At 72.5% G+C, this 15,732-nt stretch carries 13 protein-coding genes; 10 read left to right on the top strand and 3 right to left on the bottom strand.

From position 1 onward, the window contains the following. Positions 1-78 precede the first annotated feature (78 nt). The 5 genes from aspS to ACQPZW_RS39195 all read left to right on the top strand — a co-directional run bounded on the left by aspS (position 79) and on the right by ACQPZW_RS39195 (position 6,052). The gene (aspS, locus tag ACQPZW_RS39215) at positions 79-1,881 is read left to right on the top strand and encodes an aspartate--tRNA ligase (protein ID WP_433791079.1); all 1,803 of its coding nucleotides are present in this window, start codon (positions 79-81) and stop codon (positions 1,879-1,881) included. Positions 1,882-1,979: 98 nt separating this feature from the next. Then, on the top strand, positions 1,980-2,567 hold the full coding sequence (locus ACQPZW_RS39210; RefSeq protein WP_433791078.1) for an ArsR/SmtB family transcription factor: 588 nt from the start codon (positions 1,980-1,982) through the stop codon (positions 2,565-2,567). Then, positions 2,564-3,835 (top strand): MFS transporter, encoded by a 1,272-nt coding sequence (locus tag ACQPZW_RS39205; protein WP_433791077.1) that lies wholly within the window; start codon positions 2,564-2,566, stop codon positions 3,833-3,835. Before ACQPZW_RS39210 ends, ACQPZW_RS39205 begins: the two co-directional genes overlap by 4 nt. Before the next feature lie 18 nt (positions 3,836-3,853). After that, entirely contained in the window at positions 3,854-4,075 is a 222-nt protein-coding gene (locus ACQPZW_RS39200; protein ID WP_433791076.1) for a hypothetical protein, read from the top strand. A 276-nt stretch (positions 4,076-4,351) separates the two neighbouring features. Beyond that, positions 4,352-6,052: a replication-associated recombination protein A gene (locus ACQPZW_RS39195; protein ID WP_433791075.1), complete on the top strand. Its 1,701-nt coding sequence runs from the start codon at positions 4,352-4,354 to the stop codon at positions 6,050-6,052. Positions 6,053-6,570: 518 nt separating this feature from the next. Here ACQPZW_RS39195 and ACQPZW_RS39190 read toward each other — a convergent pair. The 3 genes from ACQPZW_RS39190 to ACQPZW_RS39180 all read right to left on the bottom strand — a co-directional run bounded on the left by ACQPZW_RS39190 (position 6,571) and on the right by ACQPZW_RS39180 (position 10,839). Beyond that, positions 6,571-6,948, bottom strand: coding sequence for a hypothetical protein (locus ACQPZW_RS39190; RefSeq protein ID WP_433791074.1), 378 nt, complete (start codon positions 6,946-6,948; stop codon positions 6,571-6,573). A 1,455-nt stretch (positions 6,949-8,403) separates the two neighbouring features. Continuing rightward, the gene (locus ACQPZW_RS39185; protein WP_433791072.1) at positions 8,404-9,126 is read right to left on the bottom strand and encodes a hypothetical protein; all 723 of its coding nucleotides are present in this window, start codon (positions 9,124-9,126) and stop codon (positions 8,404-8,406) included. Positions 9,127-9,735: 609 nt separating this feature from the next. Beyond that, positions 9,736-10,839: a hypothetical protein gene (locus ACQPZW_RS39180; protein WP_433791071.1), complete on the bottom strand. Its 1,104-nt coding sequence runs from the start codon at positions 10,837-10,839 to the stop codon at positions 9,736-9,738. A gap of 24 nt (positions 10,840-10,863) precedes the next feature. Between ACQPZW_RS39180 and ACQPZW_RS39175 the strand changes: the two genes are divergently transcribed. The 5 genes from ACQPZW_RS39175 to ruvX all read left to right on the top strand — a co-directional run bounded on the left by ACQPZW_RS39175 (position 10,864) and on the right by ruvX (position 15,724). Continuing rightward, positions 10,864-11,472, top strand: a complete 609-nt coding sequence (locus ACQPZW_RS39175; protein WP_433791070.1) for a hypothetical protein — start codon at positions 10,864-10,866, stop codon at positions 11,470-11,472. Between the two features lie 79 nt (positions 11,473-11,551). Then, positions 11,552-12,001, top strand: a complete 450-nt coding sequence (locus ACQPZW_RS39170) for a DUF948 domain-containing protein (protein WP_433797747.1) — start codon at positions 11,552-11,554, stop codon at positions 11,999-12,001. A 31-nt stretch (positions 12,002-12,032) separates the two neighbouring features. After that, positions 12,033-12,323: a hypothetical protein gene (locus tag ACQPZW_RS39165; RefSeq protein ID WP_433791069.1), complete on the top strand. Its 291-nt coding sequence runs from the start codon at positions 12,033-12,035 to the stop codon at positions 12,321-12,323. After that, complete coding sequence (alaS, locus tag ACQPZW_RS39160; protein WP_433791068.1) at positions 12,320-15,001, top strand: alanine--tRNA ligase; 2,682 nt, start codon at positions 12,320-12,322, stop codon at positions 14,999-15,001. The genes ACQPZW_RS39165 and alaS overlap by 4 nt, the downstream gene beginning before the upstream one ends. 267 nt (positions 15,002-15,268) lie before the next feature. Then, positions 15,269-15,724: a Holliday junction resolvase RuvX gene (ruvX, locus tag ACQPZW_RS39155; RefSeq protein ID WP_433791067.1), complete on the top strand. Its 456-nt coding sequence runs from the start codon at positions 15,269-15,271 to the stop codon at positions 15,722-15,724. Positions 15,725-15,732 lie beyond the last annotated feature (8 nt).

Raw genomic sequence — 15,732 nt, 5'->3', positions numbered from 1 at the left:
CGCGGGGCGCTCCTGACAGAATGTCGGGTGCGCCCCGCGAACTCTGTCAGGTCGCGAATTCTGTTAGGAGACGTTTCCGTGATCCGTACCCATGACGCCGGCACTCTGCGCGCGAGCGACGCCGGCACGACGGTGACGCTGGCCGGGTGGGTCGCGCGCCGGCGCGACCACGGCGGTGTCATCTTCGTCGACCTCCGTGACGCCTCCGGCGTGGTCCAGGTGGTGTTCCGCGAGGAGGACGCGCACGCGCTGCGCAACGAGTTCTGCGTCAAGGTCGTCGGCGAGGTCAACGCCCGCCCGGCCGGCAACGAGAACCCGGATCTGGCGACCGGCGAGATCGAGGTGGTCGCCAGTGAGCTGATCGTCCTCTCCGAGGCGGCTCCGCTGCCGCTGCCGGTCGACGACACGATCACCGCCTCCGATGACCTGCGCCTGAAGTACCGCTACCTCGACCTGCGCCGCTCCGGCCCGGCCAAGGCGCTGCGCCTGCGCAGCCGCGCCAACCAGATCGCCCGCGAGGTCCTGCACGCCCGCGACTTCAACGAGATCGAGACGCCGACGCTGACGCGCTCGACGCCGGAGGGCGCCCGCGACTTCCTGGTCCCGGTCCGCCTCCAACCCGGCACCTGGTATGCGCTGCCGCAGTCCCCGCAGCTGTTCAAGCAGTTGCTGATGGTGGCCGGCATGGAGCGCTACTACCAGATCGCCCGCTGCTACCGCGACGAGGACTTCCGCGCCGACCGGCAGCCCGAGTTCACCCAGCTCGACATCGAGATGTCCTTCGTCACCCAGGAGGACATCATCGAGCTGGGCGAGGAGATCGTCTCCCGGCTGTGGAGCGAGCTCGCCGACTACCAGGTCCAGCTGCCGATCCCGCGGATCACCTGGACCGACGCGATGAACCGCTACGGTTCCGACAAGCCCGACCTGCGGTACGGGGTGGAGCTGGTCGAGCTGACCGACCACCTCCGTGGCACCGCGTTCCGGGTGTTCGCCGGTGCGATCGACGCCGGTGGCTACGTCGGCGCGGTCGTCATGCCGGGCGGCGCCGCCCAGACGCGCAAGGAGCTGGACGGCTGGCAGGACTGGGCGAAGGCGCGCGGCGCCCGTGGCCTGGCCTACGTGGTCCTCGACGCCGAGACCGGCGAGCCCAAGGGCCCGGTCGCGAAGAACCTGTCGCCCGAGCACCTGTCCGGTCTGGCCGACCAGGTCGGTGCGAAGCCCGGTGACGCGGTCTTCTTCGCCGCGTCGACCGAGCGCCGCGAGGCCCAGGAGCTCCTCGGTGCGGCCCGGATCGAGATCGCCAAGCGGGCCGGCCTGATCGACGAGTCGTCGTGGGCGTTCTGCTGGGTGGTCGACGCCCCGATGTTCGAGAAGACGGACGACGGCGGCTGGACCGCGGTGCACCACCCGTTCACCTCGCCCAACGAGGAGTGGATCGACAACTTCGAGTCCGCCCCCGACAAGGCGCTGGCGTATGCGTACGACATCGTGGTCAACGGCAACGAGATCGGCGGCGGCTCGGTCCGTATCCACCGGGGCGACGTGCAGAGCCGGGTGTTCGACCTGCTCGGCATCACGCCGGAGGAGGCCGCCGACAAGTTCGGCTTCCTGCTCGAGGCCTTCAAGTACGGCCCGCCGCCGCACGCCGGCATCGCGCTCGGCTGGGACCGCACGTGCATGCTGCTCAGCGGCAACGAGTCGATCCGTGAGGTGATCGCCTTCCCGAAGACGCGGGGCGGTTTCGACCCGCTGACCACCGCGCCGACCCCGATCACCGCGCAGCAGCGCCTGGAGGCCGGTATCGACGCGAAACCGAAGGCCGCGGCGGGCACGCCGGGCACGGACGGGCAGGCGGCACCGGTCCAGCACTCCAACTAGCTCGGCGAGGAAGGCCGGCGACCCGGGTCGCCGGCCTTTTTCGTGCCGTGCATGCACAGAACTTGTGCATAGAAACTGTGCACAGTTATTGTGCAACTATGACGAGCGATGAGCGCATGACCGAGGTGCATCTGAGCGCCCGGCAGATCCGGGTGCTCGCCCACCCCCTGCGGATCCGCCTGCTCGGTGAGCTGCGGGTCCGCGGCCCGGCGACCGCCACCCGTCTCGCCGGGGCCCTCGCCACCAACACCGGCGCCACCAGCTACCACCTGCGCCAGCTCGCCGACGCCGGCCTGGTCGTCGAGGAGGCCCGGGCCGACAGTGGCCGGCAGCGCTGGTGGCGGGCCCTGCACGAGCTGTCCAGCTGGCAGCGCAGCGACTACGAGGACGACCCCGGCGCGGCCGCGGCCGTCGACTGGCTGGAGTCGTACCAGCTGAATCAGATGGTCCAGCGGGTCGAGGCATGGCGGCTGATCGCGCCGTCCGAGACCCAGCAGTGGCGAGACGTCTCCGGCCTGGGTGACTACTCGCTCGCCATGGCCCCGGAGCAGCTGCGTGACCTGCAGGCCGACCTGGAGGAGCTGATCGAGCGGCACCGTGCCCGCGCGCTGGCCGACCCGCAGCCCGGCACCCGTCAGGTGCTGCTCTTCTACGGCGCCATGCCCTGGGTCGGTGAGGTCAGGTGAGCCTCGCCCAGATCCGCTCCCGCTACCTGATCCTGCTGTGCCTGCGCTGGGTCCCGGTCGGGTTGCTCATCCCGGTCCTCGTGCTCCTGCCGATGGAGCGGGGTCTCACCATCGCGCAGATCGGGGCCGCCGTCGCCGTGCAGGGCTTCGTCGTCCTGCTGCTGGAGCTGCCGACCGGCGGGCTCGCCGACGCGCTCGGACGGCGACCGGTGCTGCTCGCCGCGGGCGTGGTCAACCTGGCCGCGCTGGCGCTGTTCGCGGCCGCCGACTCGGTTCTGCTGCTCGCCGTGTCCTACCTGTTGCAGGGCGTCTACCGGGCGCTGGACTCGGGGCCGCTGGAGTCGTGGTTCGTCGATCAGTCCCTGGCCGCCGACCCGGCCGCCGACATCGAGACCGGCCTGAGCCGTGGTGAGGTCGCGTGCAGCCTGGCGATCGGCGGAGCGGCGCTGGCCAGCGGCGGCCTGGTCTGGCTCGGGCCGGTCCGCCTCGGCTCGCTCGGACAGGTGAGCGCGTTGACCGTACCCGTGCTGATGGCCCTTGCTCTCAGCCTGCTCAGCACGATCGCGGTGGCGCTGCTGATGGCCGAGGGTCGCCCCGCTCGCGGAAAGGCCGCGTTCGTGGCCTCGCTCCGCGGTGTGCCGGTGGCGATCGGCGGGGCGCTGGCCCTGGCCCGCCGGTCCCGGGTCGTGCAGGCACTGGTCGGCGTGGAGTTCCTGTGGAGTTTCGGCATGGTCACCTTCGAGAAGCTGATGCCGGTGCGGCTCAACGAGGTCACCACCGCCGCGGGCCCGCTGATCGGGCCGGTCAACGCGGTGGCCTGGGCCGCCTCCGCGGCCGGCGCCGCCCTCGTGCCGCTGCTCGTGCGCCGTGTCGGCGCGCGATGGGCCGGGTTCACGCTGCGTATCGCGCAGGGCCTGATGGTCGCCGGCATGGGCCTGTTCGCCGGTCCGATCGGGGTGATCGGTGCGTTCCTGCTCTGCTACGCCGTGCACGGCGCGGCCAACCCGGTGCACTCCGGCCTGCTGCACCGGCAGGCCGAAGGGGACTACCGGACGAGCCTGCTCTCGCTCAACTCGATGGTCGCCGCACCGGGCTTCTCGATCGGCGCGATCGTGCTCACCGCGGTCGCCGCCGGAGCGGGGACGCCGGTGGCCATTCTCGTCGGAGCGGTGGTGCTCACCGCCGCCGCTCCGCTCTATCTGGTGAAATCGGCGACCGTGTTTCGGGAGCCCTCCCATTCGGGTACCAGCGAGTCACTGGCTCTCTGACACCCCCCGGAGGAACCGATGCTCGCCATCGCCGCCGCCGTAGTCTTCGGCATCTACCTGCTCGCCGACCTGTTCGACACCAACTTCGGCGCACCCGACCTGTTCAACTTCTCCACCATGGCGTCGCTGGGTCTGCTGTTGCTCGCCCTCTACCTGGCGGGCATCGGCAGCGGGCCCCGCGCGTCCTCCGGCACGGGCAGCGGCCGCCGCTTCTACGGCCGTCGTCCCGGCCGCGGCTGACCCCGGCCGGCCCGCGGTGACCCTCGCGGTCACCGCCGCCGGCCCTCCGCAAACCCGGCTCCGCTCTCCGCTCACGGGGAGGTCCTCCGGCCACGTCGGCCCGACCTCCCCGTGGTCGGGAGTCCTCAGGCCACTCCGGCCCGCCCTTTCCCCCGGGGCGGGCCGGAGCCTTTTCCGGCACTCTCGGTGAGGCACCCGTAGCTGCTCGAAGGGTTGTCCACAGGGTCGTCGCCGGTGTTTCGGATCGATGCCGGAAGGCCGGTACTGTCGGTTGTGATGGAAACGGACGGGCTCTTCTCCCTCGCACCGCCGGATGCTCCGACAGCGCCTCCGGCCGGCGCCGCGACCGCCGGCTTCGGCCGGCCGGCCGGTGACGCGCCGCTGCCGGTGCGGATGCGGCCCACGTCCCTCGACGAGCTGATCGGGCAGGAGCATCTGCTCGCGCCCGGTGCGCCACTGCGCCAGCTGGTCACCGGCGCCAGCCCGATGTCGGTGATCCTCTGGGGGCCGCCCGGCACCGGCAAGACCACCATCGCACACCTGGTGGCCAACGCCACCGACCGCAAGTTCGTCGCCATGTCCGCCCTGACCGCAGGGGTCAAGGACGTGCGCGCGGTGATCGACACGGCACGGCGCGAGCGGCGTTACGGCGGGCCGCCGACGGTGCTGTTCATCGACGAGGTGCACCGTTTCAGCAAGACCCAACAGGACTCGCTGCTCGCCGCCGTCGAGGACCGGACGGTCACCCTGCTCGCGGCGACCACCGAAAACCCGTACTTCTCGGTCATCTCGCCCCTGCTCTCCCGGTGTGTGCTGCTCACCCTCCAGTCCCTCGGCGAGGATCACGTCCGCGACCTGCTCCGGCGCGCGACCACCGACGAGCGCGGCCTCGGCGGCGCCGTCACTCTTACTTCAGAGGCCGAGGACCATTTGGTACGGCTGGCGAGCGGCGACGTCCGCAAAGCCCTGACCGCCCTCGAAGCGGCGGCCGGATCAGCGCTCGCCCAGGACGTCACCGAGATCGATCTCGCCACCGCGGAGAAAGCCGTCGACGTGGCCGCCGTCCGCTACGACCGTGACGGCGACGCCCACTACGACGTGATCAGCGCATTCATCAAGAGCATGCGCGGCAGCGACCCCGACGCGGCCCTGCACTACCTGGCCCGGATGCTCGTCGCCGGCGAGGACCCACGGTTCATCGCCCGGCGCATCGTCATCTTCGCCAGCGAGGACGTCGGCATGGCCGATCCACAGGCGCTGCTCGTGGCGACCGCCGCCGCCCAGGCCGTGCAGAACGTGGGACTGCCCGAGGCCGGGCTCAACCTCGCCCACGCCGTCGTGCACCTGGCCACCGCGCCCAAGTCCAACAGCGTCACCATCGCCCTCGGCGAGGCGATGGCCGACGTCCGCGCCGGCCGGGGCGGCCCGGTGCCACCCCACCTGCGTGACGCCCACTACCCGGGCTCGCGGGGGCTCGGTCACGGCCGGGGCTACCGCTACCCCCACGACGACCCGCGTGGCGTGGTCCGCCAGCAGTATGTTCCCGACGATCTGGTCGGGACCGACTACTATCGGCCGACCGATCATGGCGCCGAACGCGCCGTCGGTGAACGGGTGCCGCGACTTCGCCGGATCGTGCGAGGCCTCGGCCCCACACGTAAACAGCCGAATGGGCCGGTCACCGCTTCGGCGGAGACGGCGGACCGCGCGGCGGGTGGTGCTCGGGCCGCGAATGAGTCACAGTCTTCGGCGGGTTCAGGACCGGTCGCGGCCGGGGCCGGGACCGGCTCGAGTGGGAGCGCTTCCGCTGCCGCGAGCGACCCGGTCGCGGAGGCTCCGGCTGCCGCGGACGAGCCGGGGGCGGACGCCGCCGGCAGCGGAGACGGGGTCACCGGAGTGGACGGGCGTGACCCGGCCGAGGGTGACACCGAGGGCAGTGACGACAGCGGCGACAGTGCCGGGAAGGAACAGCGGTGACAGGGCGGGGTGCCGAACGGCCCGACGACGACGCCGGCCAGGGCGGTAAGAGCCGTCGGCGCTTCGGGCGTGGTGGCGGCCGTGCCGAGCAGCCGGCCGTTCCCCAGGAGGTCCCGCGCGAGGAGACCGGCTGGCTCGACGACCTGCGCACGGCCAAGGAGGAAGCCGCGGCGATCGGTCCCGGCGTCCGTCCCGGCGAAGCGCGGACCAGCAAGTCGGGGCGCAGGGCCCCCGGTCCGGATGAAGAGCCCCACGACGACTTCGCCTTCCCCGGTGAGCCGGACGACGGCTTCCCCGGCGACGGGCCGGCCGACGGCGAGGGCCCCGGAGGACGACAGGTGCCGCCGGGGCAGCGATCCGGTCCGGTGCCCCGAGCCGCTCAGGCCTCGCCCGGCGCCATGCCGCCGGGCCCTGTTCCGCCCGGTGCTGTTCCGCCCGGTGCCGTGCCGCCCGGTCTTGCTTCGCCCGGCTCGGGGCCGTCCGGGGCTCCTCGCAGCGGGGCTCACCCTTCCGGTGGTCTACCGCCGGGTGCTCTTCCGCCGGGTGGTCTTCCGGCCGGTGGTTCGCCGGCCGGTGCTCCGCCCGTCGGTCAGATGCCGCCCGGCCGTGGTGGGCCGCGGCCCGCGTCCGGTAATGCCGGGCCGGGGCAGCGTCCCGGTGGGATGCCGCCGGGGCCCGCTCAGTCCGGTCCGGTGCCGCCCGGTGCGCTTCCGCCCGGTGCGGGGCCCGGTGCGGGGGTGCCCGGTCAGATGCCAGCGGGGCCGGTCAGCCCTGGTCGGATGCCTGCGGGCCCGGTCGGTCCCGGTCAGATGCCGCCGGGTGGCGTGCCCGCGGGGCAGGTTCCGTTCGACCAGCAGCAGGGCCGCGGCCGGCGTGGCCAGGGTCCGGGTGGGCAACGACCGCCCGGCTCGGTTCCGCCCGGAGCCGGCGCGCCCGGTGCCGTACCGCCCGGTGCCGTACCGCCTGGTGCCGGCGCGCCCGGCGCTGTTCCGCCCGGTTCCGGCTCACCGGGGTTTCCGCCCGGTGCGCCTTCGCCCGGCGCTGTTCCGCCCGGGGCCCGCTCTCCTGGTTTTCCGCCTGGTAACGGCTCTCCTGGTTTTCCGCCTGGTGACGGGACGCCCGGCTTTCCGCCCGGTGCACCTTCGCCTGGCGCTGTTCCGCCCGGTGCGCGCCGTGGAGGTCCCCCACAGGGTGGACGTGCCGCTGTCGGTCCGGAGACGGGTGGCGGCCGCCGGCCGATCAACCCGGATCAGTCCGGTCAGACGTTCCCGGGGCAGCCGCCCGCGGGTGGTGCGGTCGTGCCGCAGTCGGGCAATGCTCCCGAGCTTCCGCTGAGCCGGAACGTGCCGCCCGGCGCACGCCCGGTCTCCCCGGGCGCACGGTCCGCCGGCCCAGGCGTCCGGCCGGTGTCGCCGGGTGCTCCCGCGCGTGACCGTTTCCGCCCATCGGACCCGGTGTCCCCGGGCCGTCCCGACGGGGTCCACCACACCGGCCCGGTCTCCAGTGGCTACGACGCAGTGCACCAGTCCGGCCCCATCCCGAACGTCTACGACCAGTCCGGCCCGATCCCGAGCGGCCGCGACGCCGTGCATCAGTCGGGTCCGATTCCGAACGTCTACGACCAGTCCGGCCCAATTCCGAGCGGCCGCGACGCCGTGCATCAGTCCGGCCCGATCCCGAGCGGCCGCGACGGCGGGCATCAGTCCGGTCCGATCCCGGGTGGTCGTGACGGCATTCGCCAACAGGGGCCCATCCCGGGTGGCTATGACGCCGTGAACCAGTCCGGCCCGATTCCTGGTTCCCGAGACGGTGCGCATCGATCGGGGACGATTCCTGGCGGTCGTGACGGTGGGCATCAGCCCGGTCCGATGCCGAGCGGCTACGACGCAGTGCACCAGTCGGGCGCGATTCCCACCGGCTATGACGCCGTGCATCAATCGGGCGCGATTCCCACCGGCTACGACGCCGTGCATCAGTCCGGGGCCATCCCGAACGGCTATGAGCAGGGCGGCCGGGGTGCTTCCGGCACGTATGGGGCCGCCTCGGTGCCCGGCGTGGGTGGCGAGCGTTCCGATAGGCCACGGGCCCGGCGAGCGCCGGCTGACGAGGGGACGGCGGAGGGACCGACGGGTCGGCATTCCGGTCGTGGCGGGCAGCCTGGCCACGCCGCCGACGATGTCCCCGGTCGCCGTCCGGGCCACGCCGCCGACGGCAGCCCCGGGCACCGTCCCGGGCATGCCGCTCCGGCGGGCCCCGGCGCCGAGCGGCCCGGCCGCCACGGTTCGCCGGACGGCGCGCTGAGGTCCGGCAGTGGCTCACATGCCTTCGTGCAGACCGGCTCCGACACGGGTTCACACGGTTACGTGCGACCCGGCCCCGACCAGGACCCGCGCGGTTTCGGGCAGACCGGCCCGGACCAGGACCCGCGCGGTTACCCGCGGCCGGGCTCCGACCAGGACTCGCGCGGTTTCGGGCAGACCGGTTCCGACGGCGGCTCGCGTGGTTTCGGGCAGGCCGGCACCGAGACGGGGTCGCACGGGTTCGTGCAGACGGGAAGCGACACCGGCGCCCACGGTCTCGTGCAGGCCGGCGGGGAGACCGGCACCCAGAACGTCGTCCGTCGTGGAGGGCAGGCACGGCCTGGGGGCGAGGGCCTCACGCGGAGCGAGGAGCGCCGCCGGCGTAACGCGCACCAGGGCGCCGACCCCGACGAGCCCGAGGCGGGCGGTTTCACCGGAACACCGGACGTCCCCGGTCCGCGCCGTATCGGGCCGGGCGACGGACGGCCGGTGCGGGCCGCAGCGGTGGTGCCGCCGGTCGTCCCGGGTCGTCAGGGCGCGCGTACCCCGGTCGTTCCGGGACGTGCCGGAGCGATGGCGGACAGCACCTCCGGCGTGATTCAGCGTCCCGGTCGCGGCGGACGTGGCGCGCAGCCCGGCGAGGACCGGGGCACCGGTGCCGTGGCCGTGCCCGAGCAGGCAGGGCCCGGCCGGCGTGGCCGCGGCGACGGACCGGGCGCTCCAGGCGCTCCGGGTGCCGTCCCGGCCGAGCCGGAGGAGCACACCGGCCGTCACAGCGGGCTCCGATCGGACAGCACGGGTCCCGTGCGGGCGGGCGCACCGGCACTGCCGCCCGGCGGCGGTCCTGCACAGGCGCTGCCGCCCGGCGGCGGTCCCGCACCGGCGATGGGCGCACCCGGCCGTGCCGCGGTCGGCCCGCCCGGTCCCGGCGACGGTCCTCCCCGAGGTGGGGCTCGCGTACCGGGTCAGGGTCCGGCTCGCGGTCAGGGCCCGGCACGGGGCGGCGCGGCGGTGCCCGGACGGCCCCCGGCCGGTCCGGACGGCATGCCCGCCGCCGCGATGGGCGCCGCCGGTGCCGTCGCGCCCGGCCGTGGACGTCCCGGCCCCGGCGGAGCACCGGGCCGAGGCCCGGCAGACCCCGACGGCGGCCCGACAGGCATGCCGTCCCGCGGTATGGGTGGCGCGGATGGTTCGCGGCCTGGTATGGGTGGCCCGGATGGTTCGCGGTCCGGTATGGGCGGCCCCGACGGCGCTCGATCCGGTGTGGGCGGGCCTGACGGCCCTCGGTCCGGTAGAGGTGGACCGGATGCCGTGCGGCCGGGTATGTCCGGCCCCGGTGGCGGCCCCGCAGGACAGCCGGGCCGTGGTCCGGACGGTGGGCCCTCACGAGCGATCGGAGCCGCCGGTCGTGGCGGCCCGGACGGCGACCAGGCCGTGGCCATGGGCGCCGCGCACGCCGGTCCGGACGGGGAGCCTTCGGGCCTGCCCGGCCGCGGCCCGAACGGCCCGTCGCGCGCCATGGGTGGCGCTGTCGTCCCCGGTCGTGGTCCGGCTGGTGGAGACGGTCCGTCGCGGGCGGCCGGTGGTGCTGCCGTTCCTGGTCGTGGTCCGGTGGGCGCTGACGGTCCGGCGCGAGCCGCCGGTGGCGCTGTCGTCCCCGGTCGTGGTCCGGCTGGTGGAGACGGTCCGTCGCGGGCGTTGGGCGGCGCAAGCGTTCCCGGTCGTGGTCCGGTGGGCGCTGACGGTCCGGCGCGGGCGGCCGGTGGTGCTGCCGTTCCCGGTCGTGGTCCGGCTGGTGGAGACGGTCCGTCGCGGGCGTTGGGCGGCGCGAGCGTTCCCGGTCGTGGAGCGGACGGTCCCGACGGTCCGTCGCGGGCGATGGGTGGCGCCGGTCGTGGGCCGGATGGTCGTGGCGGCCGTGGGCCGGATGACGGCATGGCCGGTGGCCCCGGTGTGGGTGCCGGCGGGCAGAACATGGGTCCCGGTGGTCAGGGCGGAGCACGTGGCGGCGCGACGGTGCCGGGCCGTGGCGGCCCCGGTCCCGATGGCGGCTCGACGACCGGTGCCGTGGGTGCCGCGTCGGTCGGTGCCGCGTCCGTGGGTGCCGCGTCGGTGGGTGCTGCGTCCGTGGGTGCCGCCTCGGTGGGCGCGCCCGGACGGGCGTCGGTGGGCCGCGAGCCCGGGACGGCCGGTACCGGCCCGGTGGGCAAGGCAGGCGTCGGCACGGCGAGTGTCGGCACCGCGGGTGGCGCCGGAGCGGGGAAGACGAGCGCCGGGCGAGGCGGTGCGGGCGGCGGTCCCGGGGCGCCGGCCGGTGTCGGTGGCGCGAGCGGCCGTGTGGTGGCCGGTGCGAAGGCGAGCGCTCCGGGCGTACCCACTGATGTTCTGACCGAACGTGGCGCGGAGGCGGGCCCGGCGGGTGAGGACGAGCCGGAAGGCGGTCTTCGCGGGGCGAGCGCCGAGCTCCGGCACAAGCTGCGCACGCAACGACGGCTCCGGCTGGTCACCCTGATGTCGCTGGCCGCGCTGGTGCTGCTGGTCCTTCCGGCGTTCTTCGGGGTGCGTGCGGTGTCGCAGGACCCGGTGCTGGCGTCGCTGGACGCGCTGGCGGTTCCGGAGTGGGCGTCGAAGAACGACAAGGACTTCGAGACCGGCAACAGCCTGTGCCTGGGGGTGTGCGAGTTCCGGGAGCGGGTGTCCGAGTCGGATCAGCCGTTCGGGGAGACGACCAAGGTCTACTCGAAGGCTCTCTCCGATGCCGGGTGGGCCGAGCGGAAGGTCGCCGGCTGCCCGGAGACGCCGGTCCGTGCCGAGGAGGGCACCTACACCTGCTGGCAGCGTGACGAGCTGACCCTGGATCTGTCGGTGAGCCTGCCGGGCTGCGCGGTCGACCAGGTGTCGGCGGAGCAGAATCCGCAGGCGGGGGCGGAGGCTCCGGAGCCGATCGATCCGGCCTCGTGTGTGGGATCGACGGTGAGCATCAAGGTGTGGAACGCGATCGAGGACGAACGCGGTCGCGAGGATCCGGCGCCGGGCCCGCAGGGAGTGCAGCCGGATCCGGTGCTGCCTACGGACGATTCCATCTTCCAGCAGACGAATCCGACACCCGAGGCGTCGTGACGCGTGCGGTGGTCACGGACGGTAGGGTCTGTTGGTCGACCCGCCGAACCGTGACCACCCGAATAGGAGAAAGCGCCACATGGATGCCGGAGAAATCGCAGGTCTGATCGCGGCGGGCGCCTTTCTGATGCTCGTTCTCGTGCTGGCCGTTCCGATCCTCAAGCTCGGGCGCACGATCGACGCCACGACCCATGCGATCAATGACACCGTGGACCGGACCGGCCCGCTGCTGTCGAACGTGAACACCACGGTCGAGAACGTCAATGTCGCGCTCGGACAGGTCCAGGTCTCTTTGGACGGCGTGAACGTGCAGCTCGCCAAGGTCGACACGATGACCGAGCACGCGCAGAACGTGTCCGCGAACATCGCGAACCTGGTCACCGTCGTGTCCGCGGCCGCGGCGAACCCGCTGGTCAAGGTCGCCTCGTTCGGGTACGGCCTGCGTAAGGCCGCCAACGCGCGCCGGTCGGCCGAGGACGAGCGTGAGGTCCGCGCCGCGATCAAGCAGCGCCGTAAGGGCGCCCGCTGAGCCTGTTCCGCGAGAGAGGTATCACTTCATCATGAAGCGCCTGCTGTGGCTCGGCGTCGGCTTGGCCGTCGGCGCCCTCGTCGTCCGCAAGCTGAACCAGAAGGCCAACGAGTTCACCCCGACGGGCATCGCCACGTCTCTGTCGGAATCCGCTGGCGGCCTCGTCGAGTCGCTGCGTAGCTTCGTGGAGGACGTCCGCGACGGGATGGCCGAGCGGGAGCAGCAGATCCACGAGGCGTTCGCCGCGGGGGAGCTGTACGAGGACAAATTCGCCGAGTTGCGTGACGACGCGCAGCCCGGTTCGCAGGAGGGAAATCGATGAAGACGGCAGAGGTCAAGCGGCGCTTCCTGGCGCATTTCGAGGCGAACGGGCACACGGTGGTCCCGAGTGCCCCGCTGCCGGCCATCGACGACCCGAACCTGCTGTTCATCAACGCCGGCATGGTGCAGTTCGTCCCGTTCTTCCTGGGGCAGCAGACGCCGCCGTATTCTCGTGCGGCCAGTGTGCAGAAGTGCATCCGGACGCCGGACATCGACGAGGTCGGCAAGACCAGCCGGCACGGCACGTTCTTCCAGATGAACGGCAACTTCTCGTTCGGCGACTACTTCAAGGCGGATGCGATCCGCCTGGCGTGGGAGCTGTCCACCAAGCCGGTCGAGGAGGGTGGTTTCGGTCTGGACCCGGAGAAGATCTGGGCGACCGTCTACCTGGACGACGACGAGGCCATCGAGCTGTGGAAGCGGACCGGTCTGCCCGCGGAGCGGATCGTGCGCCGCGGCAAGAAGGACAACTTCTGGTCGATGGGCATCCCGGGTCCGGCGGGCCCGTGTTCCGAGCTGTACTACGACCGGGGGCCGGCCTACGGCAAGGAGGGCGGCCCGGAGGTCGACGAGGACCGGTACCTGGAGTTCTGGAACCTGGTCTTCATGCAGAACGAGATCACCGATGTGAAGTCGAAGGAAGAGTTCACGATCGTCGGTGACCTGCCGAAGCAGAACATCGACACCGGTATGGGCCTGGAGCGCATCGCGTCGATCCTGCAGGGTGTCGACAACCTGTACGAGATCGACGAGGTCAAGCCGATCCTGGCGAAGGCCGCCGAGATGACCGGCAGGGAGTACGGCAAGCAGTCCGGTCACGCCGCGTCGGAGAGCCACCCGGACGACGTGCGCCTGCGGGTGATCGCGGACCACGTCCGTACCGCGCTGATGTTGATCAGTGACGGCATCGTGCCGTCCAACGAGGGCCGCGGCTATGTGCTGCGCCGCATCATGCGCCGGGCGATCCGGGCGATCCGCCTGCTCGGCTGGCAGGAGCCGGCGCTGCCGATCCTGCTGCCGATCGCGCGGGACTGCATGTCCCCGTCGTACCCGGAGATCGAGAAGGAGTTCGGCCGGATCTCCACCTACGCCTACGCGGAGGAGGAGGCGTTCCTCTCCACACTGAAGGCCGGCACGACCATCCTGGACACCGCGATCACCGAGTCCAAGAGCAAGGGCAAGGGCCGGCTCTCCGGGGAGAAGGCGTTCCAGCTGCACGACACGTACGGTTTCCCGATCGACCTGACCCTGGAGATCGCGCAGGAGCAGGGCCTGCAGGTCGACCAGGAGGGTTTCCGGCGGCTGATGGCCGACCAGCGGTCCCGGGCGAAGGCCGACGCGGCGGCGCGCAAGACCGGCCACGCCGACCTGTCGGCGTACCGGTCGGCGCTGGACGCGGGTGGCACGGTCGAGTTCACCGGGTACCAGGAGATCACCCGGGAGACCCGGGTCCGGGCGCTGATCGGTGACTCGGGCCGGGTCGAGGTGGCCGGCGAGGGCGACTTCGTCGAGCTGGTGCTGGACACCACGCCCTTCTACGCGGAGGGCGGCGGCCAGCAGGCCGACACCGGTGTGATCAACGTCGGCAACGGCCGGCTGGAGATCGTCGACGTTCAGCAGCCGATCCCCGGCCTGATCGTGCACAAGGCGCGGGTGGTCCGTGGCGAGGTGCGCGCGGGCGAGACGGCGCTGGCCGAGATCGACGTGAACCGGCGCAAGGCGATCTCCCGCTCGCACACCGCGACGCACCTGGTGCACCAGACGATGCGTAACTTCCTCGGCGAGTCGGCGACCCAGGCGGGTTCGCTGAACGCGCCGGGCCGGCTGCGGTTCGACTTCCACACCCCGGGCGCGGTCAACCCGTCGGTGCTGTTCGACGTGGAGCAGCAGATCAACGAGGTGCTGCTGCGCGACCTCGAGGTGAACGCGTTCGTCACCTCGCAGGAGGAGGCGCGGCGGCTCGGCGCGATGGCGCTGTTCGGCGAGAAGTACGGCGACGAGGTCCGCGTGGTCGAGGTCGGTGACTACGCCCGTGAGCTGTGCGGTGGCACCCACGTGGCGCGGTCCGGCCAGCTCGGCCTGGTGAAGATCCTCAACGAGCAGTCGATCGGCTCCGGCGTGCGCCGCGTGGAGGCCCTCGTGGGCCTCGACGCGTTCAGCTTCCTGGCGAAGGAGCACCTGCTGGTGTCCCGTCTGGCCGACCTGTTCCGGGTGCCCGGCGAGCAGGTCGCCGACCGGGTCGAGCAGACCGTCACGGCGCTGCGCGACGCGGAGAAGGAGCTGGAGAAGCTGCGGGCGCAGATGGTCCTCGGCGGGGCGGCCGCGCTGGCCGGCCAGGCGAAGGACGTGCGTGGTGTGGCGTTCGTCGGCACCGAGGCGCCGGAGGGCGCGGCCGGCAACGACGTGCGCACGCTGGCGCAGGAGATCCGCGGCAAGATCGACGCGGCGCGTCCCGCGGTGGTCGCGGTGACCTCCCGGTCCAACGGCAAGGCGTCGTTGATCGTCGCGATCAACGGCGCGGCGAAGAGCCGCGGCGTGTCCGCGCAGGACCTGGTGAAGGCGGCGCTGTCCGGCCGGGGCGGCGGCAACGCCGATCTGGCGCAGGGCGGCGGTGTCCCGGCGGAGGAGGCGCCCCGGCTGCTCGCCGCGATCGAGCAGGCGATCGCCGACGAGGGCTGAGGTCTCACGTGGTGAGAGCGCCCCGGAGCACTTTCCGGGGCGTTCTTGCTGTCACGCTGAGTGATTGTCCTCTGTCGTTTGGGTACTCCGTTTCTTAGCGGAACTTTAGGCCTTGCCCCGGGTGGCGGCGCTGCGGCCAGCGAGGGGGCTAAGCTCTTGGTCGCGATCGGTGACGATCATCAAAGGGATCGTTCACAGGTCTTCGCATCAGTGCGTAATCGGGGACGGGAGATGCGGGTTGCTGCGGTGCAGGGTGGGAGCGTGATCATGCGCTTCACTCGGGGCGTTCGCCTGGGTGTGGACGTTGGTCAGGTGCGGGTCGGTGTCGCCAAGTGCGACCCGGACGGGATCCTGGCCAGCCCGGTGGTGACCGTGTCACGGGACCAGGAGACCGGCGACGACGGCACCCCGAAGGACATGGTGGAGCTGGCTCGCCTGGTGGCCGAGCACGAGGCGACCGAGGTGGTCGTCGGGTTGCCGGTGGCGCTCAACGGGCGCGAGGGTGTGGCGGCGGGCCACGTCCGCGCGTACGTGGAGAGGCTGAGCGCGGTGCTCGCTCCGGTTCCGGTGCTGCTGGCCGACGAGCGGATGTCGACGGTCGTGGCCAGCCGCCGGTTGTCCGAGCGCGGTGTGAAGGGCAAGCGCCAGCGCGCGGTGGTGGACCAGGCGGCAGCCGTGGAGATCCTGCAGGGCTGGCTGAACGCGCAGCGGAGGCAGACTTAATTGAGCGA

Origin of the sequence: Actinoplanes sp. CA-252034, assembly GCF_050956125.1 — a bacterium.
Taxonomy (GTDB): domain Bacteria; phylum Actinomycetota; class Actinomycetes; order Mycobacteriales; family Micromonosporaceae; genus Actinoplanes.
Note: the sequence above shows the minus strand (reverse complement) of the source record. Positions and strands in the feature narration are given on the sequence as shown.

Bases quoted from the DNA above. Each gene is read 5' to 3' on its own strand.
- ACQPZW_RS39210 (WP_433791078.1), top strand. From the start codon at position 1,980: ATGACGAGCGATGAGCGCATGACCGAGGTGCATCTGAGCGCCCGGCAG.
- ACQPZW_RS39200 (WP_433791076.1), top strand. From the start codon at position 3,854: ATGCTCGCCATCGCCGCCGCCGTAGTCTTCGGCATCTACCTGCTCGCC.
- ACQPZW_RS39195 (WP_433791075.1), top strand. From the start codon at position 4,352: ATGGAAACGGACGGGCTCTTCTCCCTCGCACCGCCGGATGCTCCGACA.
- ACQPZW_RS39175 (WP_433791070.1), top strand. From the start codon at position 10,864: ATGTCGCTGGCCGCGCTGGTGCTGCTGGTCCTTCCGGCGTTCTTCGGG.
- ACQPZW_RS39170 (WP_433797747.1), top strand. From the start codon at position 11,552: ATGGATGCCGGAGAAATCGCAGGTCTGATCGCGGCGGGCGCCTTTCTG.
- ACQPZW_RS39165 (WP_433791069.1), top strand. From the start codon at position 12,033: ATGAAGCGCCTGCTGTGGCTCGGCGTCGGCTTGGCCGTCGGCGCCCTC.
- alaS (WP_433791068.1), top strand. From the start codon at position 12,320: ATGAAGACGGCAGAGGTCAAGCGGCGCTTCCTGGCGCATTTCGAGGCG.
- ruvX (WP_433791067.1), top strand. From the start codon at position 15,269: ATGCGCTTCACTCGGGGCGTTCGCCTGGGTGTGGACGTTGGTCAGGTG.